Genomic DNA, 25,530 nt, shown 5'->3' with positions numbered 1-25,530 from the left:
TCGCCGAAATTGAGGAGATCGAAAATTCGCCTGTGGAAGTAGTGCTCGTCGCCCATTCCTGTGTGACCCCGGATGTAGTCGAAGTCGTGAGGTTGTCCATCTCCGTACAGGCGACTGTAGCGATCCATGACGCCTCCGCCTCAGCAGGAGACATCTCCACGACGTCGGCTTTGTGCAAGGACGAGAAGTCGGAATCGGATATCCTGAACCTCAGGACTTCGACCTCGGCCCCACGGCCGCGGAGCCGCTCCGAGTAACGTGCTGCTTCCTCCGCCGACCCCCACGAATAGCCGCCTTCTCCGTACTGTCCACGAATGTCTTCCGTCGGCCAGGGCGTTCCGTCTCCCCGCAGACGAGTCGCGTTCGCAGCATCCTGGACGGAGTAGAACTCGCGGTACTCGGGAGCAAGACCGAGTGGGTCCGCCCAGGTATGAGGGTTGTGGACATAGGTGGACGGATTGGGAGCGGGCGTCAGGCCCAAGGGGTCAGGGGTGAGGTAGCGGGCGGTCTCGGGGTCGTAGTGACGGTGGTGGTTGTAGTGGAGGCCGGTTTCGGGATCGAAGTACTGGCCCGGGAACCGTAGCGGGGTGTAGGTGGTGCTGCCCCTCGCCCAGGCCGTCGTACCCCACAAGGCCGCCCGACTCCGCCAGGCGAGCGCGCCGGCTTCGTCGACGAGTTCGGTGGGACTGCCCACAAGGCCGGTGGCGATGGCGAAGAAGCGCTCGTCGATCGCTTTCTGAGAGGCGTTCGCGCCGAGGAGGCGTTCCGTCTGGGCCAGGGGGCGGGTGCCCTGGTGGTCCCAGGTCAGGGTGACGGTGTTGGGCAGATCGGCCGAGTCGGTGGACTGTTCGCAGAGGGTGGTGCCGTCCCAGGTGAAGCGGGTTTCCTCCAACACCGTCCCGCCGTCATGGTCGAGGCGTTGCTTCGCCGTGCGGCGTCCCATCGGGTCGTACCGGTAGCGCCAACGGCTGCCGTCGGCGTGATGGCGGAGACCAGACGGTTCTCCGCGTCCCACTCGTAACGCCATGTGTCGGGTTTACGGGAGAGCCGGGTCACCTGGCGCAGGACGATGCGGCCGGCGGCGTCGTGTTCGTACCGCACGTTGCCGGCCTTGACGAGGGCTGTGCCCGTGTACTTGCGAGAACCGGCGGCCTCGCTGCCAGGGTGGCACGAGGGCCAGGCGGCCGAGGTCTGGTTGCCCGCGGCGTCGTAGGCGTACGTCTCGGTCCAGTCGGCGGCGGTGACCTCGGTGACTCGCCCCACTTCGTCGAGGCCGAAGCGGTGAGGGCCGCGCAAGGCGTCGCCCATCGCTATGACGTGGCCGTCGGCCCGGTAGCTGTAGGAGCGGTGGTTCACCACGCGGTCCCCCGCCACCAGGTGCTGCGCGGACAGGCGGCCCGCCTCGTCCCAGGCCGAGGTCAGGGTGACGGTGTCGCCGAAGGCGCGTTGCACCTCCCGGCCGATGGCGTTGTAGGCGAACGTGATCCGGTGGTCGCCGCTGTTGAGACCGGTGAGGCGTCCGGCTGGGTCGTACTCGCGCGTGGTGTGCCGCCCGGTGGGAGTGGTCCGGCGGATACGGCGGCCCAACGCGTCGTGAGCGAAGGTGAGCGCACGGCCGTCGGCCAGCTCCGTCTTGACGTGCCCCCGCGCCCGTACTGGTACATCAGGTTGCCGTCCGGCCCGGAAGCCTCCACCAGACGTCCGGCCCGGTCGTAGGCGTACGTGGTCACCCGGCCGGCGGCGTCTTTTCGTACTATCCGGCCGAGCGCGTCGTGCGTGTAGGTGATGGTCTCGCCGAGCGGATTGGTGCGGGCGCTGATCTGTCCCGCGGGGTTCCGGTGGTAGGCGTGGACACGCCCGTCGAAGTCCGACTCGGATACCAGCCGCCCGGCCGCGTCATGGGTGTACGACCAGTTCAGGCCCTGCGGATCGGTGACCTGCGTCAGGCGCAGTTCCGCGTCATGGGCGAACTCGTAGCGGGCGCCGTCGGGTCCCGTACGTGCCGCGAGCAGATCGAAGTGGGTGTATTCGAAGCGGGTGGTACCGCCGGCGGGGTCGGTGTGGGTGAGGCGGTTTCCCTCACCGTCGTAGGTCCAGGACTCCGTCGTGCCGTCGGGACCGGTGCGCTGCGCGAGCCGGCCGTCGGCGGTCCACAGGAAGACGGTGACCGCTCCCGCCGGGTTCGTCACGCGCACGGTGCGGCCCAGGGAGTCCCGCTCGTGGAGAGTCACGCCCCCGAGAGGGTCGGTGACCTTCAGCGGCAGCCCGGCCGGGTCGCAGCTCACCTGGGTCACATGTCCCAGCGCGTCGCTGACCGAGACGAGATGGCCTTGTGCGTCGTAGCCGTAGCGAGTGGTCTGCCCGGCGGGGTCGGTCACGGCGACGCGATTGCCTCGTTCGTCGAACTCCTGCTCCCAGCGAGCGCCGTCGGGGCCGGTGAACCGGCTGGGCAGACCGAGCGGGTCGCGGTCCGTGCGCTGTTCGCTGCCGTCGGGACGGATGAGTGAAGTGAGCCTGCCCACCGCGTCGTAGGTGAAGGCGGTGGTACGCCCGAGGGGGTCCGTACGAGTCAGCTGATGGCCCGAGGCATCGTAGGAGAAGCGTGTGGTGTGACCCAGCGGATCGGTGGTCGCCAGGATGCGGCACTGGCCGTCGATCAGGTGCCGCGTGCTGCGCCCGCCGGCCGTCGTCAGTGTGGTGAGCCGTTGACCGGTGGCGGGATCGGGCTCGGCATGGGCGAGAGTGAGCTGGAAGTGCCCGGCCTCGCCGCCTTCGGCGACCACACGGTCCTGGTCGTCGTAGGAGTAGGCGTAGCGCGAGGAGTTGGAGTCGGTCCAGGAGGTGACCCGTCGGCGGTCATCGTAGGTGAAGGTGAGTGACGCTCCTGACGGCTTGGTGACGGTGGTGAGGTTGCCGTCCGCGTAGCCGTACTCCATGAGGCGCTTGGGCAGGTGACTGTCCGAGGGCGTGCGCGGCGGTGTGCGTGAACTTGCAGCACACGGCGTAAATGGCATACGCCTCTTCCCGCTCGTGCCCGTCCGAGTCCTCCGCCAAGGCGCGTGCTTCCCGGAACAGGTCCGGGAGAACTCGGAGGATCGCGACGTTGGAGGCGGTGTCCCGCAGGCGGTGCAGCCGGGTCACCTCACGCCATAGCTGTGACGCCGGTCGCGGAACCCCGTCGAAGACGGGGACGAGGTCGTAGCGACGCAGCTCGCGCAGGATCGACGAGGCGGCGATCTGCCACTGGCTGTCGTCGGGGGAGCTGCTGTACGGGCGTCCGATCAGGTCGTTCGGATGGACGTGCAGCTCTGCGGCCACCTGGTTGAGCAGCCCGACCCGGTCCAGCTCGATCAGGCCACGCTCCATCTTCGACACCCATCCCTGCGACTTCCCGAGGGCCGTCGCCAGATCGGCCTGCGGCATGCCCAGCCGCAGCCTCGCCCTGCGAGCGCGTTTGCCGATCTCCTCGGCTTCCTCCAGCATCAGGACACCTCCCAGCCGCCGGACGATCCGGCGCGACCGCCGGTCTTTCCGTACAGCGTTCGTCTCCTGCACGGTACCCATGACGAGGCTTCAGCGTGAGACGAGCTGCAAGGACAGTGGGGGCGACGGGCCGTGTACTGCGGTCTCGCCCTGAACGGCGAGTCCGAGACCGGAGGCACTTCTGTCCGCCATCAGTGCCCGGACTGCCATCAGGCATTGATCCTGACGCCGCCGGTGCCGAGCGACAGCGGATCATGAGGATGAGGGACATTCCACGTCGCACACCGCCGGAGGCAGCCAGTGATCACCGTGACCGTCCTCCACCCTGGAATCCTGGGCGCGGCGATCACCGCCGAGCTTGTCGCCGGCGGCCATGAGGTGCTGTCGGTGACCAAAGGCCGCAGTGACAGCACCTGGCTCCGCGGGAGGGAGACCGGTGCCGCGGCGTGCGACTCGCTCGCGGAAGCGCTGTCCCGAAGCGCGGTCGTTCTCTCGGTCTGCCCACCGCAGGCGGCGGAGGACGTTGCGGCGGCGGTGGCCGCGCACGGTTTCGCGGGGTGTACGTCAACGCCCTCGACGCGTACGGCGCATCGATGACGAGATCCGCCCCGGCTCCGCAGTCGTCGACGGTGCCGTTTTCGGTCAGCCGCCAGGCGAGGGGCGTGCCACACGGCTCTATCTCGCAGGGGCCGACTCTGCCGTCGAGCTGGTGGCGTCGCTGTTCACAGACTCTGCGCTGCACGTGTGCCGGGTCGGGGACACACCCGGTTCCGCTTCCGCTCTGAAGATGGCCTTTGCCAGCTACCAGAAGGCCGCTCACACCCGCGCCGGCATCGCGCACGCGCTCGCCGACGCCCATGGAGTCGGTGATCAGCTCACAGCCGAAGCCGAGATCATGATCTCCGCGATCCTCACCGATCCGGAGTATCTGCCGAGTGTCGCAGCCCGAGCCTGGCGCTGGGCAGCCGAGATGGAAGAGGTCGCCGACACCCTGCGCGCGGCTGACCTACCCACGGACATGGCCGAGGCCACGGCTCGGGTGCTCGCTTTCTGGGAGCAGGACAAGGACCGGTACGACCTGCCGGCCGTGCATGCCCTCTCTCAGCTCAGGTCAGAAATGAGCAGTTGATTCGTTCACGCTGAGGGCACGCGACACCTAGACAGGTCCAGACAACAAACAAGGCCCGGGTCGATGACCTGGGCCTCAGTCGTGGAGCGGGTGACGAGAATCGAACTCGCGCTCTGAGCTTGGGAATCAGCGGTGCCTGGACCTTTGGAAGTGCTCTGACCTGCACTTCCCTGCGAGGAAGCTTGGATTGCCCTGGTCTCCGGAGGCTGTACGAGGCTAGGGGTGCGGCGAACCTTGCCAGGGGTGTGGTCGGGGTGGGCGGGCTCGTCAGACAGGGATGATGCGGACCTGGTTTCCGCAGAGTTTGGTCATGTCGTCGCTGTCGGAGGTCAGGAGGGCGACGGGTTTCGGCTGACGCAGGGCGACCTCGGCGACCGTGGCGTCGATGGCGTACTTGTGCCCGTGCAGCCCGGCGCCTTTGAGCAGCTCCGCTGCCGCTTTCGCCGCTTGTTCGGTGACCGGCTCCACTTTGACGCGGGACAGAGCCCAGTTCAGGCGAGGCATGTTGGTACGGGAGTGGCTGACTTCCACGATGGTGTTGGCCCCGATGACCAGGTCTGCTCCCACGTCGTGGAAGACCTGAAGCATCGCGAGGAGCTTGCGGTCCTGAGCAATCCAGGCGGAGAGCCCCTCCGAGTCCAGGACGACGGTCTCGATGCGCTCGCTCACGCGGCATCCGCACCCTTGGAGGAGTCGGCGGAGCCGAAGATCTTGGCGCGGGCCTCGGCGAGCTCCTCATCGCTGAAAGAGCCGTGCTCCTCCTCGTGACGGCGGAGGTCGTCGCCCAGGAGCTGGTGCCGGATCTGGCGGGCTACGGCCTCCGCCACGTAGCCGGAGACGTTGTCCGTAAGCTTGCGGAGCTCCGCCACTTGGTCGCTGGGGAGAGTGACGGTGATGCGAGTCGTTGAGGACATGAGTCCAATCATACTGGAGTATGCAAGGGCCGGCTTGAGTCACATGCCCTGCCTTGACGGTCGCGACCGCATGCTCCGGGTGATGGCAGGGTGGCCGCTCTCCGGCAGTCCACTGCGGGGCAAGGATTTGGGCCGACGCCGCTGGAGGGCAAGCGAAAAGCCCCGGTCATCGACCAGGGCCTTCATCAAAGAGCGGGTGACGAGAATCGAACGCGCTCTGAGCTTGGGAATCAGCGGTTCTTGGGCGCCGTAGCGGTCCTGACCTGCACTTTCGCATGTCGCAGGCGGGTGGCCCCGGTCTTTGGGAGCCGTACCTGACCGCTGTTGTCCACTCTGCTGGGCACGGATGGGGCACGGCCGTTGAGGTCTGAACAGCCCGATGCACAGCTTGCCGAGCGTCCGGCCTCCATGCGGCCATCAGTCTTCGTGCGGAACTTCCACTTCCCGGAGTCGTTCGCCGATGTCGTCGCCCCATGCCTGTGCCCATTGCCGCAGCCCGGTGATTGCCTGCTCGTCGAGTCCGTAGGCGGCGCATTTCGTGTCGCCGATCCAGTCGGCTCCGCCCTGTCGCGCCTGCAAGTCGCTCAGGTCGAAGGAGTCACCGGCATGGCGCCGTCCGAGCTCCTTGGGTTCGGCTGGTTCCAGCGGTTCACGGCGGTCCGTATGTCGAGATGTCCGGGCGAACAGCGAGTGAGGTAAACCCACGCCCTGCCCCACTCACCACTCCTCGTAGTCCTCGATCAGGCGGGCCACAAGCCGGTGGAGCGCTGCTGCCCTGTTCAGGTCCTCCCGCTGTTCGCGCAGGGCCCGCTCGGTCGTCCGGAGTCGGTGCCAGGCGTCCGGTTCCTTGTCCATCACGTCGTCGACCAACGGCCGGGTGATCAGTGCGAGGCACTCGGCCAGTCGCCGCCTGGTGGACGGCGCCGGCGGCGCCGGGTCGGCGACGGCGTACCCGGTCGTCAGGTATCGGACAGGGTCGCCCAGGCTCCAGCCGACGACTGCCCCGGCCTGGACCAGGAGCGCCAGGTCGGGGGCGATACCGATCCGGGCATCCAGCGGAGTGTCGAGGACCGCGAGATCGCGCAGGCAGGCCAGTTCCGTCGCTTCGGGGTCGCAGCACAGCACCGTTGTCTGCGCGAGGGCGAAGTCGTGTGTCTCCTCCGCGCGGAGCCCGCCCCGGACGGCTCGGGGCTCGGTGGAAAGGCGGATCCCGGCCTCTGCCGGGGCGGATACGGCGGGCAGGTGGAGGCCCACGCCGACCAGCTCGCGGCTGCCGTTGTCGAACAGAAGGTCGTCGTTCTCCGACCCCAGCCACTCCTGGCTTCCGAAGGTGCCGGGCAGTAGCCGCTCGAATTCCGCCCGGTCGGTGAACTCACCGACGACCAACTGGGGGATGTCGAGGGCGAGGCGCGGGGTGGGCGTGAGCGGAGTGTCCGTCACCACGGCGCGAAGGGTGTTCAGGGCGATTTCCACAGGTGACCCACCTCACCGGATCTGGTCGGCGGGCGCCAGCGTGCCGCCTCGGCTGTCCGGAATGTTGCCGTTCACAATATCGTCATGAGTCACCGGCAGGCCGGGGTCGTCGGGCGACCCGCCGAACGCCTTGGCGCCGCTTTCCCCTCGGGTCCCCGAAGGACCGTACGCGGTGATGACATCGCCCGCACCGGCGCCCGGCCCCTTGGTGATCACGACGTCTTCTCCTTGCCGGAAGGTGAGGTTTCCCCGCTGCCCCTGGGAGTGGTAGACCGCATCGGGGTTCTTGAGGATCTCCAGAACCCGGTCGTCGCTGAACTGGTGTCGTGTGTCGGCGTGGTAGTTGCCGGACTTCCTCATCTTCCCTTCCTGGGCCCGTTCGATCACCTGGTCGGAAACCTTCCGGGCCCTCTCCTTGGGGCACTTGGGCATGAGTCCCAGTGGGTCGCACCAGGTGAAGGGGTTGTCGACGTAGGCGACGGGGTTCGGTCCGGGCGCCAGACCGAGGGGATCGGGAGAGACGTAGCGGCCTGCTTCCGGATCGTAGTGGCGGAAGAGGTTGTAGTGGAGGCCGGTCTCCGGGTCGTAGTACTGGCCGGGAAAACGCAGAGGGGTGTAGGCGGTACTCGTCCGCGCCCAGGCAGTGGTGCCCCAGATGGTGGCGCGGGTGCGCCAGGCTATGTCGCCCGACTCGTCGACGAGTTCGGTGGGGGCGCCGACGAGGTCGGTGGCGATAGCGAAGAACCGCCGGTCGATCTCGTCCTGACGGGTGTCGGCGGTCAGGATGCGTTCGGTCTGGGCGAGAGGGACTCCGGCGCGGTGATCCCATGTGAGGACAACGGTGTTCGGGAGAGCGGACTCTCGCATGGTCTGTTCGCAGAGGGTGAGGCCGTCCCAGGCGAACCTGACCTCTTCGACGACGGTCCCACCGTCGGTGGACAGGCGCTGCTTGGCGGTGCGACGTCCCAGTGGGTCGTATCGGTAGCGCCAGCGGGTGCCGTCCGGGGTGATCACCGAAGTGAGACGGCTTTCGGCGTCCCATGTGTAACGCCAGATGTCGGGCTTGCGGGAGAGCCGGGCCCTCCGGCGGAGGGTGACGCGCCCGAGGGCGTCGTACTCGAAATGAATGCCTCCAGCCCGGATGAGCTTCGTGCCGGTGTAGGAACGAGGTCCGGCGCCATCGCTGCCCGGATGTGTGGCAGGCCAGACGGCCTCGGTCTGGTTGCCGTCGGCGTCGTAGGCGTAACGCTCTGTCCAGCCTCGCGCGTGCACTGCGGTGACCCGGCCTACCGCGTCGAGGTCGAAGGTACGTGAGCCCGTCAGCCGGTCGGACAGTTCGGTGAGGTGGCCGTCCGAACGGTAGGCGTAACTACGGCCGTTGAGTGCGCGACCGTCGGCGGTCAGTTCCTCGGCAGAGAGCCGTCCGGCCTCGTCCCACGCAGAGGCGACAGTGAGGAAGCCGCCGAACACGCGGGCCGTTTCCCGACCGGCGACATCGTGGGTGAAGGCGACCCGGCAGCCCCCTGCCGTCAGGTGTGCGGGTTGTCCACTGCTGTCGTAGGCGTACGCGGTCACTTGCCCGGTGGGTGTAGTGCGGCGGGTGCGGCGGCCCACGGCGTCGTACGCGTAGGCCATGGCGTATCCGTCCACCAGCTCGGTCTTGACCTGGCCTCGGCGGTCGTACCGGTAGAGGAGTTCGCTGTCCGGGCTCGACGCCTGCAGAAGGCGTCCGGCCTGGTCGTAGGTATAGACGGTCACCTGCCCGTCGGCGTCCTTCTCGATGACTCGACCGAGCTGGTCGCGCTTGAACGAGATGGTTTGGCCGAGGGCGTCGGTGCGGGAGCTGAGCTGCCCGTCGGCGTCGTAGTGGTAGGACACGGTGCGGCCGTCGAAGTCGGTCTCCGAGATCATGCGGCCGGCCGCGTCGTACATGTAATTCCAGTTCATCCCTTGGGGATTGATGACCTGGGTGAGCTGAAGGTGGGCATCGTACCGGAATGAGTAGCGGGCTCCGTCCGGATGGGTGCGGGCCGCCGGCAGGTCGAAGTGGGTGTAGTCGAAGGATGAGACGCCGCCGACCGGATCGGTGTAGGTGAGGCAGTTGCCCTCGCCGTCGTAGGTCCACGATTCGGTCGTGCCGCCAGGGGCCACCCTGCGGGCCAGTCGACCGTCCACGTCCCACTCGAGACGGGTGGTGCCGCCGGCGGGATCAGTGACGCGCACGGGGCGCCCCAGCACGTCGCGCTTCACATGGGTGGTGCCACCCGCGGGATCCGTCACCTCCGTCGGCATCCCGGCTGCGTCACAACGGATCGTGGTGGTGGCTCCGAGCGCGTCGGTGACCGAGGTCGGCCGCCCCTGTGCGTCGAGGTTCCAGCGGGTGGTGTGCCCGGCCGCGTCGGTGACCGCTGTCAGGTTGCCCTGCTCGTCGAACTCCTGCAGACGGCGCGCGCCGTCCGGACCTCGCGTTTCCATGTGGCTTCCCGACGGGTCGCGCTTCGTCGTGAGCCGACTGCCGTCGGGGCGGGTGACGGTGAGCAGGCGGCCTTGTTCATCGTACGTGAAGTCGGTGACGCGGCCGAGCGGATCGGTACGGGTGAGGTGTCTGCCGTGGCTGTCGTACGTTGATCGAGTGGTGTGGCCGAGCGGGTCGGTGGTGGCAAGGACCCGGCACCTGGCGTCGATCAGGTGCCGGGTGGTGTGGCCGTCGGCGGTGGTCAGGGTGGTCACGCGGTGGCCTGTGGCCGGAGCGGGGTGACCGTAGGAGAGTGCGAGTTCGACGTGGCCGGCCTCGCCTCCTGCCGCGATCACCCGGTCGTACTCGTCGTACACATACGCGTACCGGCTCCGGTTGGAGTCGGTCCAGGCCGTTATCCGGCGGGCGTCATCGTATTCGAAGGTGAGGGCTGACCCGGACGGTTGGGCGATGGTGGAGAGGTTGCCGGACGCGTAGCCGTAGGACCTGAGGGGATGGACCGCTCCCGTGCCGTCCATCAGACCCAGTCCGGTGACTCGAGCTTCGGCCACGGTCAGGACGAGGCGGTGGCCGGCCGAGTGGACGAGCGCCAGGGGCGTGCCGTCGTCAGCGCGGTCCAGGCTGATGGTGTTGCTGTTGCGGTCGGTGATCTGGACGAGCCAGGCGGTGCCGTCTTCGCCGGGTTCCGCCCCGGGAGGCCCAGCGAAGTGCTTGGTCAGGCGGGTCTCGGGATCGGTGAGCGTGTAATAGCCTGCGGCGTCGCGGCTCAGGGCGCTCCGTGAGGTCCCTGATTCCGGGAGCGTGGGCAGTCCCGGCACGGGGTGGGGGTAGGTGATCAGCAGGCCGTCGTCGGTGACGTGGATGACACCGGCGGCATCGATCTCCAGGCGTTCGTCGACGGTGGAGGACCAGGAAGGGCCGAAGAACCGGCCCGCGGTGTAGCCCGACTCCACCCGGCGGGTGAAGGCCAGGGGCAGCACCCCGGGCAGGACCACATCGGTCTGGGGGAGGAACATGCGACCGGAGGCCAGGTCGACCGGGTCCGTGCCCCCGGTCGTACGTTCACCGTCGGGGCGGTTGTGGGTGCCTTCGGGGGCGGCGTTCTCCAGCTTGCGGGCGTCGGAGGCGAGGTCGGCGGCCTCCTTCGCCAGCCGCGCCCCCCTGACGCCTGCCCCCGCGCCGCCGGTGGCGAGGGTGAGGGCCAGGTCGGGCAGGAGCCGCCCGAAGCCTTCGGCGGGGTCTTTCATGAACCCGTCGATCATCTGCTTGCCGGTGCCCCAGGGGTCGTTGGCGACCCGGACGAGCCCGGCGGCGGTGTTGTTGAGCGCGAGCGCGTACTCGGCGGGGTGGGTGATGTTGTACGGGTCCGTGGGGTTGACGCTGCGCGCGAAGTTCACGATGCCCGCGGCGCCCTTGACGACGCCGCCCGCGATATGGGTCTGGATCACCCGGTGCTCGGCGAGCCCGTCCATGGCCTGCTCGGCGTACCGGGGCTTCTGAGGGGCGGTGTCGCGGGCCGCGGTCACCGCCTGGCGGGCGGTCTCGGCCGCCGTATTGCGCTGCTTACGCGCCTCCGCGAGCAGCTCCTGGGCTTCCTTCATCCGCCCGGTGCCCGGATCGCTGAAGGCGCCCGGCTTCGGCGGCAGGGTGGAGGGGTCGCGCTCGTCGGCGGGTTTGGCGTTGTAGACGTCGACGGCCTTGTTGTACGTGTTCGCCTTCTCGTTGTGCGCGTCCCTGGCCTCCTCCGACGCCTTCGTCCCGGCCTTCCACTTGTCGATCGCGGTCTGCGCCTGCCCCTGGGCCCACTCCACGGTCCCGGCGAACGAGTCCAGCGCACCGGCCGCCTTCTCGAACGCGTCGGCGGCCTTGAACCACTTCGGCGGCTCGACCGACACCGATCCCCGGAACGCGTCCGCCGCCTGCCCCTTCAACGCGGACGAGTCGACCCCCTTCAGCCCCCCACCCACCTTGTCGAACGAGCCCTGCAGCTTACGCAGATGGGTCGCGGTGGACCGGATCTCGGACGGGCTGCCGTAGATCAGCTTCGTCTTGTCCTCGGTCTGCCCGAGGTCCATCTCGTCGACCTCGGCACCCATCCGGGTCGCCACGGACCGGGACTTCTCCCGGACCCAGTCCGCCCCGGACTCCCACCCGGCGTCCTCCAGCCGGTCGCCGGTCCAGTTCCCGGCATCCTCGACCCGGTCACCGACCCACTCGACACCGTCCTCGACCGCGTCCTCGATACCATCGGGCGTGATGTCACTGACGAAATCCCCGAGCCCCATGACCTAGCTCCCCCCGCCGTCCTGCTGCTCCTGCTGCCGGGCACGCTCCTCTGGCGAGGGCCCGAACATGTCGTCCACGGACCGGTCGAACGCCGCCTGGTCCACGCCGAACATCTCGTTCAGCCGATCTGTCTGGCGGCCACCGTTGCCCTCGGTCATCAACGCCCGCCAGGTGTCCTTCCAGGTCTGCCCGGCCTCCTGCGCCGTCCGCTCGAACGACTCCCGGCTGTAATCCGGACTCAGATAGTCCGGGGTCAGCACCTCCCCCCACCCCTGCTTGACGATGTCGTCCTCGGACGCATGCGGATTACCGACACCCGCGTTCACCGCGATCTTCAGCGTGCCCTGGACGTACTGGTCCTCCTCCCACACGATCCCCGCCGCCAGCCCCAGCTTCGCCGCGATCGCATTGGCGTCCTGGACCAGCGCCCGCACCCCCCACTCCCACCGCTCGCAGAAGTCCTCGAAGTCCACCGACAACCCATGATGCCCGGCCTCCATCCCGGTCATCGACAGCCCCGAAAGCCCCTTGCCGAGCACCGCCCCCGTACCGGTACCGACCTCCCTCAACTCCGCCACGGCCTCCCGCAACCCGGTGGTGATCAGCTGAACACTGACCGGATCGACGTTCAGGTCCTCGGCCCCGCCACCGCTCACAGCCCGGCCCCCCCGCCCCGCGCCGCAGGCACGTCCGCGTCGACGGCGAAGGCATCCGGCACGATCCCCACCACCGGCGGAAACAACATCGACCCGTCCGGATCAGCCACATTCACCGCGACCCCGGCCGGCACCCCCATGGCAGGGATGACCTCATCCAGCAACCGCGCCCCCCGGAACTCGGCGTACTCCCACACCCGCTCCAGCGCCCCGGTCCCCTCCACCACAGCCCGCTCCGCAGCGAACCGGGCCAACGCCGCCTCATCGGTGAACCCGCACACCCACCGCACCCCACCGAACTCGGCGGTCCACAACCCGCCCCGGTCGAACGGCACCAGCACCAAAGCCCGCCGCAGCTCACCCACCAAAGCCAACGGATCCCCGACCCCGGCCCGCCGCTCGGCTATCCGATCCGCCAGCGCCACCCCGTCACCCACTAGAAGCCCTCCCCCGTACGCGAGTCATCACCCTTCACTTCCGCACACGCTAGGACACCACGCACGCCGGCACCCACACGGTTCCAGCCGTCCCCACAGCCTCCACATCACAGCCGGGCCCCGAACACAAGAAAGGCCCCGGTCATCGACCAGGGCCTTCATCAAAGAGCGGGTGACGAGAATCGAACTCGCGCTCTGAGCTTGGGAATCAGCGGTGCTTGAGTCTCCGGAAGGGGCCTGACCTGCACTTTCCTGCGAGGAAGCTGGGGTCGCCGTGGTCTCTGGAGGCTGTGCCTGACCGCTGTTGTCCGCTCTGCTGGGCACGGATGGGGCACGGGAGGGCGATACAGCAGACCCTGCCAGGGTGCGTGCTCGGGGTGGGCCAGCGCGTCAGAGAGGGATGATGCGGACTTGGTTGCCGCAGAGCCGGGTCATGTCGTCGCTGTCGGAGGTCAGGAGGGCGACGGGTTTCGGATGGCGCAGGGCGACCTCGGCGACTGTGGCGTCGATGGCGTACTTGTGCCCGTGCAGTCCGGCACCTTTGAGGAGTTCCGCTGCTGCTTTCGCCGCCGCTTCGGTGACGGGCTCCACCTTGACGCGGGAGAGAGCCCAGTTCAGGCGAGGCATGTTGGTGCGGGAGTGGGTGACTTCCACGATGGTGTTGGCCCCGATGACCAGGTCGGCTCCCATGTCGTGGAAGACCTGAAGCATCGCGAGCAGCTTGCGATCCTGCGCGATCCAGGCGGAGAGCCCTTCCGAGTCCAGGACGACGGTTTCGATGCGCTCGCTCACGCGGCATCCGCGCCCGTGGAGGTGCCGGCGGAGCCGAAGATCTTCCCGCGCGCCTCGGCGAGCTCCTCGTCGCTGAAGGCGCCGTGCTCCTCCTCGTGACGGCGGAGGTCGTCGCCCAAGAGCTGGTGCCGGATCTGGCGGGCTACGGCTTCCGCCACGTAGCCGGAGACGTTGTCCGTGATCTTGCGAAGCTCCGCCACCTGATCGCTAGGCAGCGTGACGGTGATGCGAGTCGTCGAGGACATGAGTCCAATCATACTGGAGTATGCAAGGGCCGGCTTGAGTCACGGGCCCCTGTCTTGACGACCGCGACCGCGTGCTCCGGATGTAGACAGGGAGCGGTCGCTCTCCGGATGTCCACGGCGGGGTGAGGCTCAGGGTCGGTATTGCTGAAGGCAAGCAAAAGACCCCGGTCGTCGACCAGGGCCTTCATCAAAGAGCGGGTGACGAGAATCGAACTCGCGCTCTGAGCTTGGGAATCAGCGGTGTTTGAGTCTCGGGAAGGGATCTGACCTGCGCTTTCCTGCGAGGAAGCCGGGGTCGCCATGGTCTCTGGAGGCTGCACCTGACCGCTGTTGTCCGCTCTGCTGGGCACGGATGGGGCATGGGAGGGCGATGCAGCGGACCCTGCCACGGGGTGTGCTTGGGGTGGGGCGGCGCGTCAGAGAGGGATGATGCGGATCTGGTTGCCGCAGAGTTTGGTCATGTCGTCGCTGTCGGAGGTGAGGAGGGCGACGGGTTTCGGCTGGCGCAGGGCGACTTCGGCGACCGTGGCGTCGATGGCGTGCTTGTGTCCGTGCAGTCCGGCGTCTTTGAGGAGTTCCGCTGCTGCTTTCGCCGCCTGTTCGGTGACGGGCTCCACCTTGACGCGGGACAGGGCCCAGTTCAGGCGGGGCATGTTGGTGCGGGAGTGGCTGACTTCCACGATGGTGTTGGCCCCGATGACCAGGTCGGCTCCCATGTCGTGGAAGACCTGCAGCATCGCGAGGAGCTTGCGGTCCTGTGCGATCCAGGCGGAGAGCCCTTCCGAGTCCAGGACGACGGTTTCGATGCGTTCGCTCACGCGGCGTCCGCGTTCTTGGAGGTGCCGACGGCGCCAAAGATCTTCGAGTGAGCCTCGGCGAGCTCTTCCTCGGTGAAGCTGCCGTGCTCTTCTTCATGTCGCCGCAAGTCATCCCCGAGCAGCTGGTGCCGGATCTGGCGGGCCACGGCTTCCGCCACGTACCCGGAGACGTTGTCGGTCAGCTTGCGGAGCTCAGCAACCTGGTCGGTGGGCAGGGTGACAGTGATGCGTGTCGTGGAGGACATGGGCTAAGCATACCCGAGTATGCGCCCTTCGGCGTCCCCTTCCGGTGGCGATGGCGTGCTACGGGATGGCATGTGCACTCCACGGCGGGCGGGGCGGGACCAAAGGGCGTGGGTGAGGTGGCGGCACTCGATTGCGGGCCGGATCGCAGCTCAAGAGTGCTCAAGTAGCCCGTTAACATAAATTCTCCGATGATTCCGTCGGCAAGCATCACTAGACCTTGTTTCACTCTTATAAGTGCAGCTCAAGCCGCTTAATGGATTGACTTCTGTATCAGTTTCTGGACTGGTGCGACCTCTTTCACGACTGCGCACTGTCGGTGCGCAGCTTGACGTCGTATCTCTCACGTTCCTACGGTTCCACTGGTCAAGAGGCGAGGTACGGGGGTTCTGATGGACGATACGGGTACCGACGATGATCGCCTGCTGTCGCGGGCCGAGGTTGCGTCGCTCGCGGGGGTGATGCGGCCCGCAGTTACCAACTGGCAGCGGCGGCACGCGGACTATCCGAAGCCGGTTCGCGCAGGGGAGACGGAACTCTTCAGCCTGCGTGCGGTGCTCGGCTGGCTTGCCTCCCGCCAGATTCCGTCCCGGGCACGCACGGCCGATGAGGCGACCGGATTTACCTATGCGGACCGGGTGCAGCGCAACCTCGCGACGGAAGACGTCCGTCAGGGCGAGGGCACACCCGTCGGAGGGAAGAACGAAAGCCGGCCAGCGAGCGACGAACGACAGCGGGCCAGGCAACTGGAGCGACTGTTGGGTCCGTTGGCCGACACGGTTCGTGGCGGCGGGTCATTGACGGACTACCTGGCTCTGCTCATCTCGCTGATCTTTCTCCGTACGAGCGAAAGCCCTCGCACGGCTGCCCTCTTGGACGAGGCGCGGATGCGGACCAAGGCCGCTGCGGCGTTGCTGGGCGAGATTGGAGAGGTGGCCGATGACGCTCTGCGTATGCGGGGTGTGACGCCAGGAATGCGTACTGCTCTGCTGAGGCTGGAGCCCCAGGAGTACGCAGATGTGGTCGAGACGATTGGCTTGACGGAGGGGCTGGGGATCGACGAGCTGCGTCAACTGATCGATCAATACGGTGTTCAAGCCGCGTTGCCCAGCAACGAGTTCTTTACCCCACGTGCCGTTGTGCGGTTGATGCGCGACGCAGCCGTGGGGGAAGAGGACACCGTGCAGCACGTGTACGACCCGTATGTGCGCGGTGGCGAGATGCTCGACGGGGTCGCGGAACGTCTCGGGGGTGCCGTGCCGTTGACCTTGCGTGGTGAAGGCCCTCAGCGTGCAACGATGCGGCTTGCCAGCATGAATCTCGCACTTCATGGGGCCACGGTTGAGCTGGGGTCCAGATCTGTGGCGCCCTGGGACGAACGAGCGTGGCCTACCAGCCAACAAGCTGACTTGGTCCTGACCAATCCTCCTTTCAATACCCATGGGGTCGTGCCGAAGCCCCGCGAGGGGCTTGACTGGCCGTACGGGCAACCTCCCCCCGGCACGGCTGGTGCTGTCTTCGGCTGGCTCCAACATGTCCTGACGTCGCTGAAGGACGGAGGCCGTGCAGCCGTGGTCATGCCGGTCAGCGCGGGTGCCTCCACTGACCCCCGTGCGCGCGAGATCCGTAGGAGGCTGGTCGAAGACGGAGCAGTCGAATGTGTGGTGGCACTTCCTCCCCGACTGTTCTCCGGAGCGCAGGTGTCCGTCTGCTTGTGGTTCTTGCGGCGCTCCGCGACGGTCCTTGAGGAGATCCTGTTCGTGGACGCCCGAGGGCTGGGCGACAAGGCGACCCGCGGACCGCGCGTTCTTTCGGAGGAACACGTCGGAGCCATCGCGGATACGGTCCGAAGGTGGCGGCGCAGCCGCGAATTTCGCTCGGGTCGCCAAGACGCTGGCCATTTGGCGGTCGCTGCTCCCTTGGAGGCAGTCCAGGCAACTGCCTACTCCCTCAACCCGTCTGATTTCGTAGACAGATGGATGTCTGCGGCCGCCACTCCCGTTGACGCCGTAAGGGAATTGGCAGCCGCAGAGCAGGCAGTGTCCTCGTCGCGGTACCGAGCGCACGCTGCGGATGGAGCGGCCGACGCGATCGCGTTCGCTCCGGCGCGCGCAGAGGTCTTCTCGTACGACGGGTTGCCGCAAGACTGGCGTCGCGTGCCCCTGCGCACGCTCGCCGACATCACAGCTGGCCCGTCCTACGCGCGCCTGCCGATCGGGGCCCGGTCGGTGGAAGGTGATCTGCCAGTGGTGATGCCCAGGCACCTGAGGGCCGGACGCATCGAGGGCCGGGACATGGAGAAGGTCACTGAGGACATGGGCCGAGCACTGTCAAGGTTCCGTCTCAGCCCTGGAGACATCGTGTGTGTGCGCTCAGGCGCTCAGATGCCGCCAGCCATGGTTGATGAGACGCAGGACGGATGGATCTTCAGCACCAACCTGCTGCGGCTTCGTGTCAGCAGACCGGGCGGAGGACCGGTAGTCGATCCCGGCTACTTGCTGGCCTACTTGTCGCTGCCAGAGACGCTGCAGTGGCTGAAGGAGCAAGCCCGCGGGACCGCTGTTCCCTCCCTGAGCGTGGCCGCGCTGGAACTCCTGCCCGTTCCGCTGCCCCCGCTCGCCCACCAGCGCCGTATCAGTGCGGCCTTGGAAGCCATGGACGCGCAGATCGCTGCGCACTCCGAACTTGTCCGCGCTGTGAAGGAGCAGCGCGTGACGTTGGCAGCGCACCTAATGACAGGCGTCTTGGTCCCGGAATGAACATGATGTTGATCTTTTGGATTCTCCGCGGAAGAAGACGCCTGTGAACACTCCACCGTCCACGCCCCGGCCCGGGACTCGGTATCTGTGGCTGCTTGTGGCGGCACTCTTTTCACTGGTCGTGGCGCTTGTCGCTGGGATCTTGAAGACCAGTACCGGAGCCGGGTTCGCCGAGGCTGTTCTCTACGGTGGAGGTGCCTTCGCTACGTCGATGTGCCTCTGCCTGGTGGTCCTATCAGCGGCTGGCCAGCTATGAAGTGCTGAGTGCCTCATAGCCGGTCCGGTGCCCGGCACCCAAGTGGCTGTACGGCCGACCCGGACAACAACAAAGCCCCGGGCCGCTGGCCTGGGGCTTTCGTAGGTACTGCGTGGAGCGGGTAACGAGAATCGAACTCGCGCTCTGAGCTTGGGAATCAGCGGTTCTCCAACGGTCACATTGGCTCTGACCTGCATATTCGCTCAAGGCGTGCGAGGTTGGAGAGTGTTCTTGACGCCGTACATGACCTCTGCTGTCCGCTCCGCTGGGCACAGATGGGGCACGGCGGCGACGGCTTCTAGAGGGGAGCCGATTGCCGCGTTTCCTCAATATTTGTGCAGGCGAGGAGCCTTGGCGGTCCGTCGTTGGGTGCCGCTAAACGCGCCACATGTCGCGCGGAGAGACGATCGGTGGAGACTGTACGCAGCGGAACCGCTCCCCCGGGGCCGCACCTCGCGCTAACATGCGGCATACGGTCGCACAACAGCTCTGGGGGGAAAATGCTAGAAATTTCGACAGCTACCAACTTCGGTGCGATTGACGCCGACGCCGATACGCTGTTGCGGGAATGCTTTCAGGATCATCCGGCCTATATTGCAGCTAAGAACAATGAGAAGTTCCTTATCCTGGGGCGCAAAGGGTCTGGCAAGACTGCGATCTTCAAGCGCTTCCTGACAGAGCGAAACCCTAACGAATTCTCCTACGGTCATTCGTTCAATGATTACCCTTGGCAGCACCATGACCTCCAAGCCCAGACCGGCGTACCAGAGGAGAGGAGGTTCTTTCATAGCTGGAAGTACCTAATCCTTATGGGGCTGGCAAAAATTCTCCTAAATCAAGACCAGAGTCAGCCGTGGAGTGAGCAATCTGCTGAATCAATGCAGGCGCTTGAGGATTCTGTAGTCGATTCTTACGGGTCCCGTGACCCTGACGTCCGGCAGCTATTTAGCCCGGAAAAGGAGCTACGCTTTAAGGGGGCCCTTAAAATCCCCTTCCTTGACATTTCGGGCGAGCGGGTCCGAGTCAGGGAGCTCCCTCCTCATATTCAAGAAGTGAATCAGGTGATTCAGGAGCATGTGCTTTCGTTCTTTGAATCCAGAGAGCTCATACTATGTATGTTTCGACGAGCTTGACCTTGGCTACTCGGACTATCTGCTGAATGAGCTGGATGACGAGATTGCGAAGCATGTTCCGCAGTACAAGGAATATTTGGAGGTTGTAAAAGAGTTGGGTTCTCTGTCGTTCACGTTGGAAAACTTTTCTTCCGCTTGGTCGAGGAGATCCTCTCTGTCTGAAATTGAGCCTATCTCTGGATTGGCGCAACTATTTGAATTTTCGGTGGTTGGATATCTGAAACCCGGCGGACGTGGCGGTGGCTCTGAGTACGTCTGGCGCTATCGAGATCCGCGCGCGCGGTTCAACGCGGCGTCCGAATCTTTTCGTGTGCACCCCGGCTTTAAGGAGGCCTTGGACCTGCTGACCGGTCGCAGCTGACGTCCAATTTGGCAGAGCGGCTTCGGTAAATCTGTGGAATCGGCTATGCGGCGGCAGAGGGTGTTCGATCGCTTTACGCTTGTAGTCGCTGGGCGCGGCCAGGCGGGTCGAGGATGGGACTCGGTTCGAGCACGGAGGGGGCCCTCTGTGCTCGAACCGTACTGAAGCAGGGAAGGTTGGCCACGACAGAATTGTGGCTTCTGCGGTGGTTGATCACCCCTCCGCACCGGACACGGAGGGGCTAGTCGCGTGAGAGCGCCCTGATGGTCGTGAATGCTAGTTCGCGGAACGCGTCGCGAACTTCGGCCAACGGTTGCCGGTCGCGGGTGTAGAAGAGCTTGTTGGTGAGAAGAGCGGCCCAGCGGTTGTTGGTCGGCGAGATCCACATGGCGGTCCCGGTGAACCCGTAGTGCACCCAGACGTCATCCGCGGCCCTTGTCCCGGGCGCCGGATGCCAGAACAAGCCGCGGGCCGGTTCGAGGCTGTTGGTCTGGGTGGTGAGCGACTGCGCGATCCAGTTGGGGCCGAAACCGGCGCTGGGCCCGTCCGTCGAGGGTGCCAACATGTGGCTCAGGAAGTTCGCCAGGTCGTCGAGGACCGTGAAGGCGCCGGCGATGCCGCAGACCCCACCGAGCAGGCGGGCCGAGAAGTCGTGGGCGACGCCCTTGAGATGGGTGTCCGTCTCCTGATTCAGCTCGGTGGGGGCGCAGCGAGCCGCGAGCTCGGTGGGCAGCGGGCCGAAGCGGGTGGTTTCCATCCCGAGTGGCTGCCAGGTTCGCTCGGTGGCGAGCTGGTCCAGGGGCATTCCAGAGAGGTGCTCGGCGAGGAAGCCGAGGATCAGGGCCGCGCGGTCGGTGTACTCGACCGCCTCGCCCGGCGGCCGATGTAGTGGTTCGCGTAGCACGCCTTTGCGGATGTCGTCATGGTTCGTTCCGTACTGGTTCTTCAACTGCGCCCGGAGAGGAACGCCGGCCGTGTGGGTCAGCAACTGTCGCGCTGTGACATGGCCCAGCTCGTAGTCGGTGACCTCTGGCCAGTGGGTGGCGAGTTGGTCGTCCAGGTCGAGGTGGCCGTCCTCCCAGAGCGCTCCGATCGAGGACCAGACGGCGAGGATCTTGGTGAGGCTGGCGGCGTCGAAGACGGTGTCCAGCTGCATTCGGTGTTCTGGTTCGCCCGGATCGAGCACCCCCGTGTAGCCGTTCGCCTTGATGCCGGTGGAATCTCCCACGGCCCAGACCGCACCGGGGTAAATCTTGTCTCGGACGCCCTCGTCCAACAGGGCTTCAATACGGTCGATCATGGTCTCCCTCTACTTCATGGGGTCTCCGCCGCTCAGCGTAGTGACGGAACGCGGCGGCTCAGGGTTCGGCGCGGCTTACCTCAGCACCTGGTGTCCCAGGGCGTGTAGAGCCCGTTGGGTTGAAGAGAGCGGGTAGCGCTGGGCGTTGGCGAGCCCTGCTTCTCGGAGTGCGGGAAGCACCTCCCTGGAGTCCCGCATCCGCCGCAACCCTCGGGCTACCGCACCAGGCCGGGTGAAGTCGACGGGCGCTGCGGAGTCGCCGAGCACCTCGTTGAGGCCCGGCACCGGTTGGTAGAGGACGGGCAGTCCACATGCCTGTGCCTCAAGAGCCACCAGCCCCATGGCCTCCAGCGTGGTGGACGGCATCACCAGAAGGTCGTGGTCCGCGAAGGTCTTCCACAGCTGGGGACGGTGGAGCCAGCCGAGGTAGCGGGCCTGGATGCCTGCTCGCCGTAGCAGCGGTGTCATCGCCTGGAACTCATCTTGCGGCGCGGCGATGCTCAGCTCGATTCCGCAGGCCGGCGCGAGGCTCTTGATCAGAGCCTCGCCTCCCTTCTCAGTCGTGAGTCGACCGGCGTACAGCAGGCGGAGGTGGCTCGCTGGTGGCCTCGCGCGTCGGGGCTGCGGGCTGCTCAGCAGGTGGTCGGGGACGCCCCATGGAATGTGGGCGATCTTCCGGCGGTCCGTACTCGGGGCCAGCTTGAGGAGGCGATCGGCCATCGCGCCCGTGGGCACCACGATGGCGTCCGCCGATCGCACTGTCTCACGCAGGATCCGGTTCTGGTCACGGTGCCTCTCGGCGAAGAGCAGGTCGGTGCCGTGTACCAGGGCGATCCTAGGCGGCGTCGGCAGAGCCCGTATTAGGGCCGGGGTCGCGCCGAAGGCAAGGTGCTGGAGATGAAGAACATCGATCTCGGACGGGTCGATGGCCCTCCGTAGGGCCTCACGCAGTTCGGCTACGTACCTGCCGAACGCGGGGCCCACCAGGCACTTACCTCGAACCCGCAGGAGCTTGAGGCCAGCCCTGGGGCGCGCATCCGAATTCTCGGTGGCGAGCATGAACGCGTGGGCCGGGATGCCGGGTCGGTTGCCGGTGTAGAGGTCCAGGAAGAGTTCAACGCTTCCTCCCGGGCTGTCGGCAGGAAGGTCCAGAGCCGTGGCAACCATGGGGTTCACAGTCGGTCTCCCCGCATCTCCTCGTACAGGCGGGAAGTCTCGATGCCCTTGCTGGTCCGGTACTTGCGGCCGTGCTGCTGGTAGCTCGCCGGATCGCCGAAGGTCTGGTGGAAGGTGACCTTCCCGAACACCATGAGCGGATAGACGCGTACGGGACGAGCTGCCCGTATCTCCAGGGTCCACTGGATGGCATGGCCCTGGTGGCCGAGCGGGGCGGAGACATGGACCCAGATTCCGAGGGCACCGACGCTTCGACTGCCGTTCAGGAGTTGGGCGTACGTCTCCGATCCGGTCCTCTCGTAGGTGATGCCCAGGTACAGGCGTTCCGGCAGCAGGACGTATCCCTCAGGAGGGATGGTGACCGTCCGGCTCTGAGTGCGGGCTGCCGCGTCAAGTTCGCCGTCGCACACGTGGAGAGCCTCGCCGAGCCGCCAGTCGTATGCGTTGGGCGAGAGCCGGTCAGGGTCGTAAGGATCGATGGTGACGGCGCCGGCAGCACGTGCCGCAGCGATGGCCGACCCGGTGAGGATCATGAGACTGCCGATCCGAAGACGGGGTTGTCGCGCCAGTACGCGGAAGGCTGCGGGCCTGTGGCTGCCTGGTATTTACCGGTATACAGATCGACGGCTCCGACGGCGACGAAGAACATGATCTGGCCGATCTTCATGCCGGGGTATACCCGCAAGGGACGGATCGCTGACAGCATCAGCGTCCACTGCCCGTGGAAGCCGATGTCCCCGATCGGGGCGGTGATCTCGACGAACAGGCCCAGTCGCCCCACCGAGGACCTGCCGAAGAGCAGGGGCACGAAGGAATCGGAGCCGACTTCTTCGAGGGTGTGGCCGAGGTAGAGCTCGCCCGGTTGCAAGACGAATCCGCCCTCGTCCATGCGTAGATCCATCGTGGGGTTCGGGCGATGGCTGTCGATGACTGGCGTCGTGTAGGTCAGCAGGGTCGGACCGAGTCGGACGTTGTAACTGTTCGGGTTGACCTGGTCCTGGTCGAAGGGCGCGATACGCAAACGACCGTCGGCCGCAGCGGCACTGATTTCAGGGCCGGTCAGGATCACGGCCTTTCTCCCTCGGTCAGTACGTGCTGGATGGCCTGGCCAAGAGCAACGACTGCGTGTGCGGGCTGTCCGCCGAAGTACGCGTCGGCCAGGTAGTCAGTGGTCAGCACGGTGCGGATGTGGGGCGGCAACGGAGCGGGTGCAGTGATGAACGGTCCGGCCGAATCCGGCAGGGAGGCCAGCAACGAGACGCGCTGTTGATCATCCGACAGCGTCACGTTGACGAGGTGATTGTCGAATGGCTCGGTCGCGAGCAAGTCGCCCACGGTGAGCGTGCTGTGCAGGGGGACGGGCCGCAGCGCGGTCTCGTTGAGGAGAACTGTCTCCGCCCCCAGCCCCGTGTGCAAGCGCCGGGCGACCTCGGCAAGCAACGCACCGCGGTCGGGTAGTCGGTGCCGGTACGCCGGAACGATGGTGCCGAGGGGCGAGTTCATCCGGCGGCGTAGGATTTCGATCTCCGCGAGAAGCGGAGCCAGCTCGGGGCAGTGGCCGTCAGGCGCCGGCGGTAGGAGATTCGTCTGGGCGTCCCACCGGTCGTCCGCAGGTTTCGCCAGTGCGTATCCAACGCCCAGCTCGCGCCCTTTGAGGACCAGGGTGTCGCCTACGCGAACTGGGCCGTACTGCTTGCTGTGGCAGTGACCGGCGAAGATCACGTCGAGGAACGGACAAGCTTCGGCGATTCTGAGGTCTTCGGAGAAGCCGGAGTGGCTGAGCAGCACCCAGTCGTCCACCTCGTGGTGGTAGGCCAACATCAGCTCCCGTAGCGCCCGCACCGGGTTGGTGACGCGTTGCTGGGTGCGGTCGGCGTACGGGATGGAGCTGAACGCCTCGATGCCCATCACGGCTGTCACGGCCACGCGCCGGCTACCCACGGAGGCCACGTGGATACGGCGGAACGCGGGGTCGCGACTGACCTTGTCCACGACGTTGGCGCACACGGTGAGCCGGTGCAGATTCGGTTCGAAGTAGTGAGACCAGCCGTGGTTCCCCGGAGCGATCACGTCGTACAGGCTGGTGAGGATCTCGCGCTCGACCTGGCCACCACCGAGCCGGTAGTAGCCACTGCCCTCAAAGAAGTCGCCGCAGTCGACGATGAGGGCCTCGGTACGAGACCTGCGCAAGTGGTTCAGCAGGTGCACGGCGTCACCGAAGGCGGAGTGGACGTCGGTCGTGGCCAGGATGCGCCGTACGGTCCGCGTCATGCCGTGACCTCGCAGATGTCGGCGCCGAGCGCACGGAGCTTGGTGGGGAGGTCCGCGTGGCCTCGCCGCAGTTGCTGCAGTCCTCCGAGCGTGGTGACGCCACGAGCGGTGAGGCCGGCGATGAGAAGGGCCGAACCGGTACGGATGTCGGTGGATTCGACGCCCGCGCCGATGAGGTACTGCGGGCCGGTGAGACGGCACTGGGTGGGCGAGATCTGCTCGATTCGCGCCCCCAGCACGGCGAGTTGAGGCACCAGGTTGCTGTGGCGGCCGGGGTTGATCGTGTCAGCGAAGAGGTGCGTGCCGGGCAGCCCCAAGGTCAGAGCCATGAGCGCGGGTTCGAAGTCGGCGTCGAGGCCGCCGGGGGAGAGGGAGGCAATGGCGCGCAAGGAATGGCTGGTCGGCTGCGTGTTCCCGGAGTGGACCGTGAGGGAGTCCTCCTGCGCGGCCACCGGAATCCCGAGCCAACGCAGCGCTGCCACGAGCGGAGCGACATCCCTGCCACGTACGCCCTCGATGCGGCCGTTGCCTTTCGTGGCCGCGAGCGCGCAGGCGAGCGTTCCCGCTTCGATCTTGTCTCCGGGAACGGCCCAGGCGACGGATCCCTCCGGGGTACCAGCGGCCGGTGGTGCAAGGGCGATCAGACGCTCGGTCGCTTGCGTGCCCCAACCCGCTGACTTCAGCGCGTCCAGGACGCTGATGACCTCGGGCGACAGGTTCGGGTGCCCCAGACGGAGCGGGCGGCCCGCGACCACGGCTCGGAGGATGGCGGCGACGGTCGCGCCGCGAGACCGGAAGGGCAACATGACCGATACGGAGTCGGCACGAGCGCTCCCGGCCACGACGGTGTATCCACGATTGTTTACGGCGTACTGGTCCCCGAACGCCTCGTACACCCTGAAGTGCTGCTCCATGCCGCGCTCACCGATCTGGCAGCCGCCCGGCCAGGGCAGGACGGCACGCCCGTGGGCGGCAAGCAGAGCGGGCACCAGGTAGTACGAGGCGCGGATGCGGCCAGCGGTCTCGAACAGTTCCGGAGCGATGGGCCCGACGTCACCGCCCAGAACAAGGACCGTGGCCGGGGCACCGACTGTGCGGGCGAGCCGGTGACCGGCCTGCTGCAACAGCGTGAGCATGGCCTGCACGTCGGCGCTGGCCGGAACATTGCTGATCTGCCCCGGGCGCCCGAGGGCCGCAGCCGCCGCGAGAAGCGGTAGAGCGGCGTTCTTGGAGCCGTCGACGGTCACGGTCCCGGCCAGTGGCGGCCCAGGGCGGACCGCGATCACTTCTGCCGTCATGGGAGGGAACTGTGTGGTGGGCAT

General features: G+C 66.7%; 22 protein-coding genes and 2 pseudogenes. 5 read left to right on the top strand and 19 right to left on the bottom strand.

Annotated elements, in window-relative coordinates; genetic code table 11:
* Positions 1-400 precede the first annotated feature (400 nt).
* Positions 401-2,945: pseudogene (locus tag ACIQAK_RS10350) on the bottom strand (RHS repeat-associated core domain-containing protein); the annotation flags it as partial.
* A gap of 13 nt (positions 2,946-2,958) precedes the next feature.
* A pseudogene (locus tag ACIQAK_RS10345) lies at positions 2,959-3,483 on the bottom strand (helix-turn-helix domain-containing protein); the annotation flags it as partial.
* A 300-nt stretch (positions 3,484-3,783) separates the two neighbouring features.
* On the opposite strand from ACIQAK_RS10345, the gene ACIQAK_RS10340 reads away from it, so the two are divergent.
* Together ACIQAK_RS10340 and ACIQAK_RS10335 are read left to right on the top strand one after the other, a co-directional pair.
* The gene (locus ACIQAK_RS10340; RefSeq protein ID WP_401847903.1) at positions 3,784-4,080 is read left to right on the top strand and encodes an NAD(P)-binding domain-containing protein; all 297 of its coding nucleotides are present in this window, start codon (positions 3,784-3,786) and stop codon (positions 4,078-4,080) included.
* 190 nt (positions 4,081-4,270) lie between these two features.
* Positions 4,271-4,612, top strand: coding sequence for a DUF1932 domain-containing protein (locus tag ACIQAK_RS10335; protein WP_401847902.1), 342 nt, complete (start codon positions 4,271-4,273; stop codon positions 4,610-4,612).
* A 267-nt stretch (positions 4,613-4,879) separates the two neighbouring features.
* Here ACIQAK_RS10335 and ACIQAK_RS10330 read toward each other — a convergent pair whose 3' ends face one another.
* The 11 genes from ACIQAK_RS10330 to ACIQAK_RS10280 form a co-directional block, all read right to left on the bottom strand.
* On the bottom strand, positions 4,880-5,281 hold the full coding sequence (locus tag ACIQAK_RS10330; RefSeq protein WP_366388825.1) for a DNA-binding protein: 402 nt from the start codon (positions 5,279-5,281) through the stop codon (positions 4,880-4,882).
* Positions 5,278-5,526, bottom strand: a complete 249-nt coding sequence (locus tag ACIQAK_RS10325; protein WP_366388826.1) for a type II toxin-antitoxin system CcdA family antitoxin — start codon at positions 5,524-5,526, stop codon at positions 5,278-5,280. The genes ACIQAK_RS10330 and ACIQAK_RS10325 overlap by 4 nt, the downstream gene beginning before the upstream one ends.
* Positions 5,527-5,943: 417 nt before the next feature.
* Positions 5,944-6,243 (bottom strand): hypothetical protein, encoded by a 300-nt coding sequence (locus tag ACIQAK_RS10320; protein ID WP_366388827.1) that lies wholly within the window; start codon positions 6,241-6,243, stop codon positions 5,944-5,946.
* A complete protein-coding gene (locus ACIQAK_RS10315) occupies positions 6,244-6,999 on the bottom strand; it encodes a hypothetical protein (RefSeq protein WP_366388828.1) in 756 nt (251 codons plus the stop codon).
* Positions 7,000-7,011: 12 nt separating this feature from the next.
* Positions 7,012-11,760 carry a putative T7SS-secreted protein gene (locus tag ACIQAK_RS10310; RefSeq protein WP_366388829.1) on the bottom strand — a complete coding sequence of 1,583 codons (4,749 nt, stop codon included), beginning with the start codon at positions 11,758-11,760 and terminating at the stop codon, positions 7,012-7,014.
* Positions 11,761-11,763: 3 nt separating this feature from the next.
* On the bottom strand, positions 11,764-12,417 hold the full coding sequence (locus tag ACIQAK_RS10305) for a hypothetical protein (protein WP_366388830.1): 654 nt from the start codon (positions 12,415-12,417) through the stop codon (positions 11,764-11,766).
* A complete protein-coding gene (locus tag ACIQAK_RS10300; protein ID WP_366388831.1) occupies positions 12,414-12,854 on the bottom strand; it encodes a hypothetical protein in 441 nt (146 codons plus the stop codon). Before ACIQAK_RS10300 ends, ACIQAK_RS10305 begins: the two co-directional genes overlap by 4 nt.
* A gap of 390 nt (positions 12,855-13,244) precedes the next feature.
* Positions 13,245-13,646 carry a PIN domain-containing protein gene (locus tag ACIQAK_RS10295; protein ID WP_366388832.1) on the bottom strand — a complete coding sequence of 134 codons (402 nt, stop codon included), beginning with the start codon at positions 13,644-13,646 and terminating at the stop codon, positions 13,245-13,247.
* Positions 13,643-13,891, bottom strand: a complete 249-nt coding sequence (locus ACIQAK_RS10290; protein ID WP_266922378.1) for a type II toxin-antitoxin system CcdA family antitoxin — start codon at positions 13,889-13,891, stop codon at positions 13,643-13,645. Before ACIQAK_RS10290 ends, ACIQAK_RS10295 begins: the two co-directional genes overlap by 4 nt.
* A gap of 416 nt (positions 13,892-14,307) precedes the next feature.
* On the bottom strand, positions 14,308-14,709 hold the full coding sequence (locus tag ACIQAK_RS10285) for a DNA-binding protein (protein ID WP_366388833.1): 402 nt from the start codon (positions 14,707-14,709) through the stop codon (positions 14,308-14,310).
* A complete protein-coding gene (locus tag ACIQAK_RS10280; protein ID WP_099127432.1) occupies positions 14,706-14,954 on the bottom strand; it encodes a type II toxin-antitoxin system CcdA family antitoxin in 249 nt (82 codons plus the stop codon). The genes ACIQAK_RS10285 and ACIQAK_RS10280 overlap by 4 nt, the downstream gene beginning before the upstream one ends.
* Before the next feature lie 390 nt (positions 14,955-15,344).
* Between ACIQAK_RS10280 and ACIQAK_RS10275 the strand changes: the two genes are divergently transcribed.
* The 3 genes from ACIQAK_RS10275 (at position 15,345) to ACIQAK_RS10265 (ending at position 19,461) form a co-directional block, all read left to right on the top strand.
* Positions 15,345-17,711, top strand: a complete 2,367-nt coding sequence (locus ACIQAK_RS10275; RefSeq protein ID WP_366388834.1) for an N-6 DNA methylase — start codon at positions 15,345-15,347, stop codon at positions 17,709-17,711.
* Positions 17,712-18,467: 756 nt separating this feature from the next.
* Positions 18,468-19,100: a P-loop ATPase, Sll1717 family gene (locus ACIQAK_RS10270; protein ID WP_366388835.1), complete on the top strand. Its 633-nt coding sequence runs from the start codon at positions 18,468-18,470 to the stop codon at positions 19,098-19,100.
* On the top strand, positions 19,057-19,461 hold the full coding sequence (locus ACIQAK_RS10265; RefSeq protein WP_366388836.1) for a hypothetical protein: 405 nt from the start codon (positions 19,057-19,059) through the stop codon (positions 19,459-19,461). Before ACIQAK_RS10270 ends, ACIQAK_RS10265 begins: the two co-directional genes overlap by 44 nt.
* 241 nt (positions 19,462-19,702) lie before the next feature.
* Here ACIQAK_RS10265 and ACIQAK_RS10260 read toward each other — a convergent pair whose 3' ends face one another.
* The 6 genes from ACIQAK_RS10260 to ACIQAK_RS10235 form a co-directional block, all read right to left on the bottom strand.
* Positions 19,703-20,761 (bottom strand): serine hydrolase domain-containing protein, encoded by a 1,059-nt coding sequence (locus tag ACIQAK_RS10260; protein ID WP_366388837.1) that lies wholly within the window; start codon positions 20,759-20,761, stop codon positions 19,703-19,705.
* 75 nt (positions 20,762-20,836) lie between these two features.
* Positions 20,837-21,928 carry a glycosyltransferase family 4 protein gene (locus ACIQAK_RS10255; RefSeq protein WP_366388838.1) on the bottom strand — a complete coding sequence of 364 codons (1,092 nt, stop codon included), beginning with the start codon at positions 21,926-21,928 and terminating at the stop codon, positions 20,837-20,839.
* 5 nt (positions 21,929-21,933) lie between these two features.
* Positions 21,934-22,470: a dCTP deaminase domain-containing protein gene (locus ACIQAK_RS10250; RefSeq protein WP_366388839.1), complete on the bottom strand. Its 537-nt coding sequence runs from the start codon at positions 22,468-22,470 to the stop codon at positions 21,934-21,936.
* Entirely contained in the window at positions 22,467-23,006 is a 540-nt protein-coding gene (gene dcd, locus ACIQAK_RS10245) for a dCTP deaminase (RefSeq protein ID WP_366388840.1), read from the bottom strand. Before dcd ends, ACIQAK_RS10250 begins: the two co-directional genes overlap by 4 nt.
* A complete protein-coding gene (locus ACIQAK_RS10240) occupies positions 23,003-24,208 on the bottom strand; it encodes a metallophosphoesterase (protein WP_366388841.1) in 1,206 nt (401 codons plus the stop codon). The genes dcd and ACIQAK_RS10240 overlap by 4 nt, the downstream gene beginning before the upstream one ends.
* Complete coding sequence (locus tag ACIQAK_RS10235; protein ID WP_366388842.1) at positions 24,205-25,530, bottom strand: UDP-N-acetylglucosamine 1-carboxyvinyltransferase; 1,326 nt, start codon at positions 25,528-25,530, stop codon at positions 24,205-24,207. The genes ACIQAK_RS10240 and ACIQAK_RS10235 overlap by 4 nt, the downstream gene beginning before the upstream one ends.

It is taken from the genome of Streptomyces sp. NPDC088706 (assembly GCF_044752765.1).
In the GTDB taxonomy this organism is placed as follows: domain Bacteria; phylum Actinomycetota; class Actinomycetes; order Streptomycetales; family Streptomycetaceae; genus Streptomyces.
Note: the sequence above shows the minus strand (reverse complement) of the source record. Positions and strands in the feature narration are given on the sequence as shown.

Excerpts from the sequence above, each read along its gene's own strand:
- ACIQAK_RS10335 (WP_401847902.1), top strand. The coding sequence starts at position 4,271 with ATGGCCTTTGCCAGCTACCAGAAGGCCGCTCACACCCGCGCCGGCATC.
- ACIQAK_RS10325 (WP_366388826.1), bottom strand. The coding sequence starts at position 5,526 with ATGTCCTCAACGACTCGCATCACCGTCACTCTCCCCAGCGACCAAGTG.
- ACIQAK_RS10310 (WP_366388829.1), bottom strand. The coding sequence starts at position 11,760 with ATGGGGCTCGGGGATTTCGTCAGTGACATCACGCCCGATGGTATCGAG.
- ACIQAK_RS10290 (WP_266922378.1), bottom strand. The coding sequence starts at position 13,891 with ATGTCCTCGACGACTCGCATCACCGTCACGCTGCCTAGCGATCAGGTG.
- ACIQAK_RS10280 (WP_099127432.1), bottom strand. The coding sequence starts at position 14,954 with ATGTCCTCCACGACACGCATCACTGTCACCCTGCCCACCGACCAGGTT.
- ACIQAK_RS10275 (WP_366388834.1), top strand. The coding sequence starts at position 15,345 with ATGGACGATACGGGTACCGACGATGATCGCCTGCTGTCGCGGGCCGAG.
- ACIQAK_RS10270 (WP_366388835.1), top strand. The coding sequence starts at position 18,468 with ATGCTAGAAATTTCGACAGCTACCAACTTCGGTGCGATTGACGCCGAC.
- ACIQAK_RS10260 (WP_366388837.1), bottom strand. The coding sequence starts at position 20,761 with ATGATCGACCGTATTGAAGCCCTGTTGGACGAGGGCGTCCGAGACAAG.
- ACIQAK_RS10255 (WP_366388838.1), bottom strand. The coding sequence starts at position 21,928 with ATGGTTGCCACGGCTCTGGACCTTCCTGCCGACAGCCCGGGAGGAAGC.
- ACIQAK_RS10250 (WP_366388839.1), bottom strand. The coding sequence starts at position 22,470 with ATGATCCTCACCGGGTCGGCCATCGCTGCGGCACGTGCTGCCGGCGCC.
- ACIQAK_RS10240 (WP_366388841.1), bottom strand. The coding sequence starts at position 24,208 with ATGACGCGGACCGTACGGCGCATCCTGGCCACGACCGACGTCCACTCC.
- ACIQAK_RS10235 (WP_366388842.1), bottom strand. The coding sequence starts at position 25,530 with ATGCCCACCACACAGTTCCCTCCCATGACGGCAGAAGTGATCGCGGTC.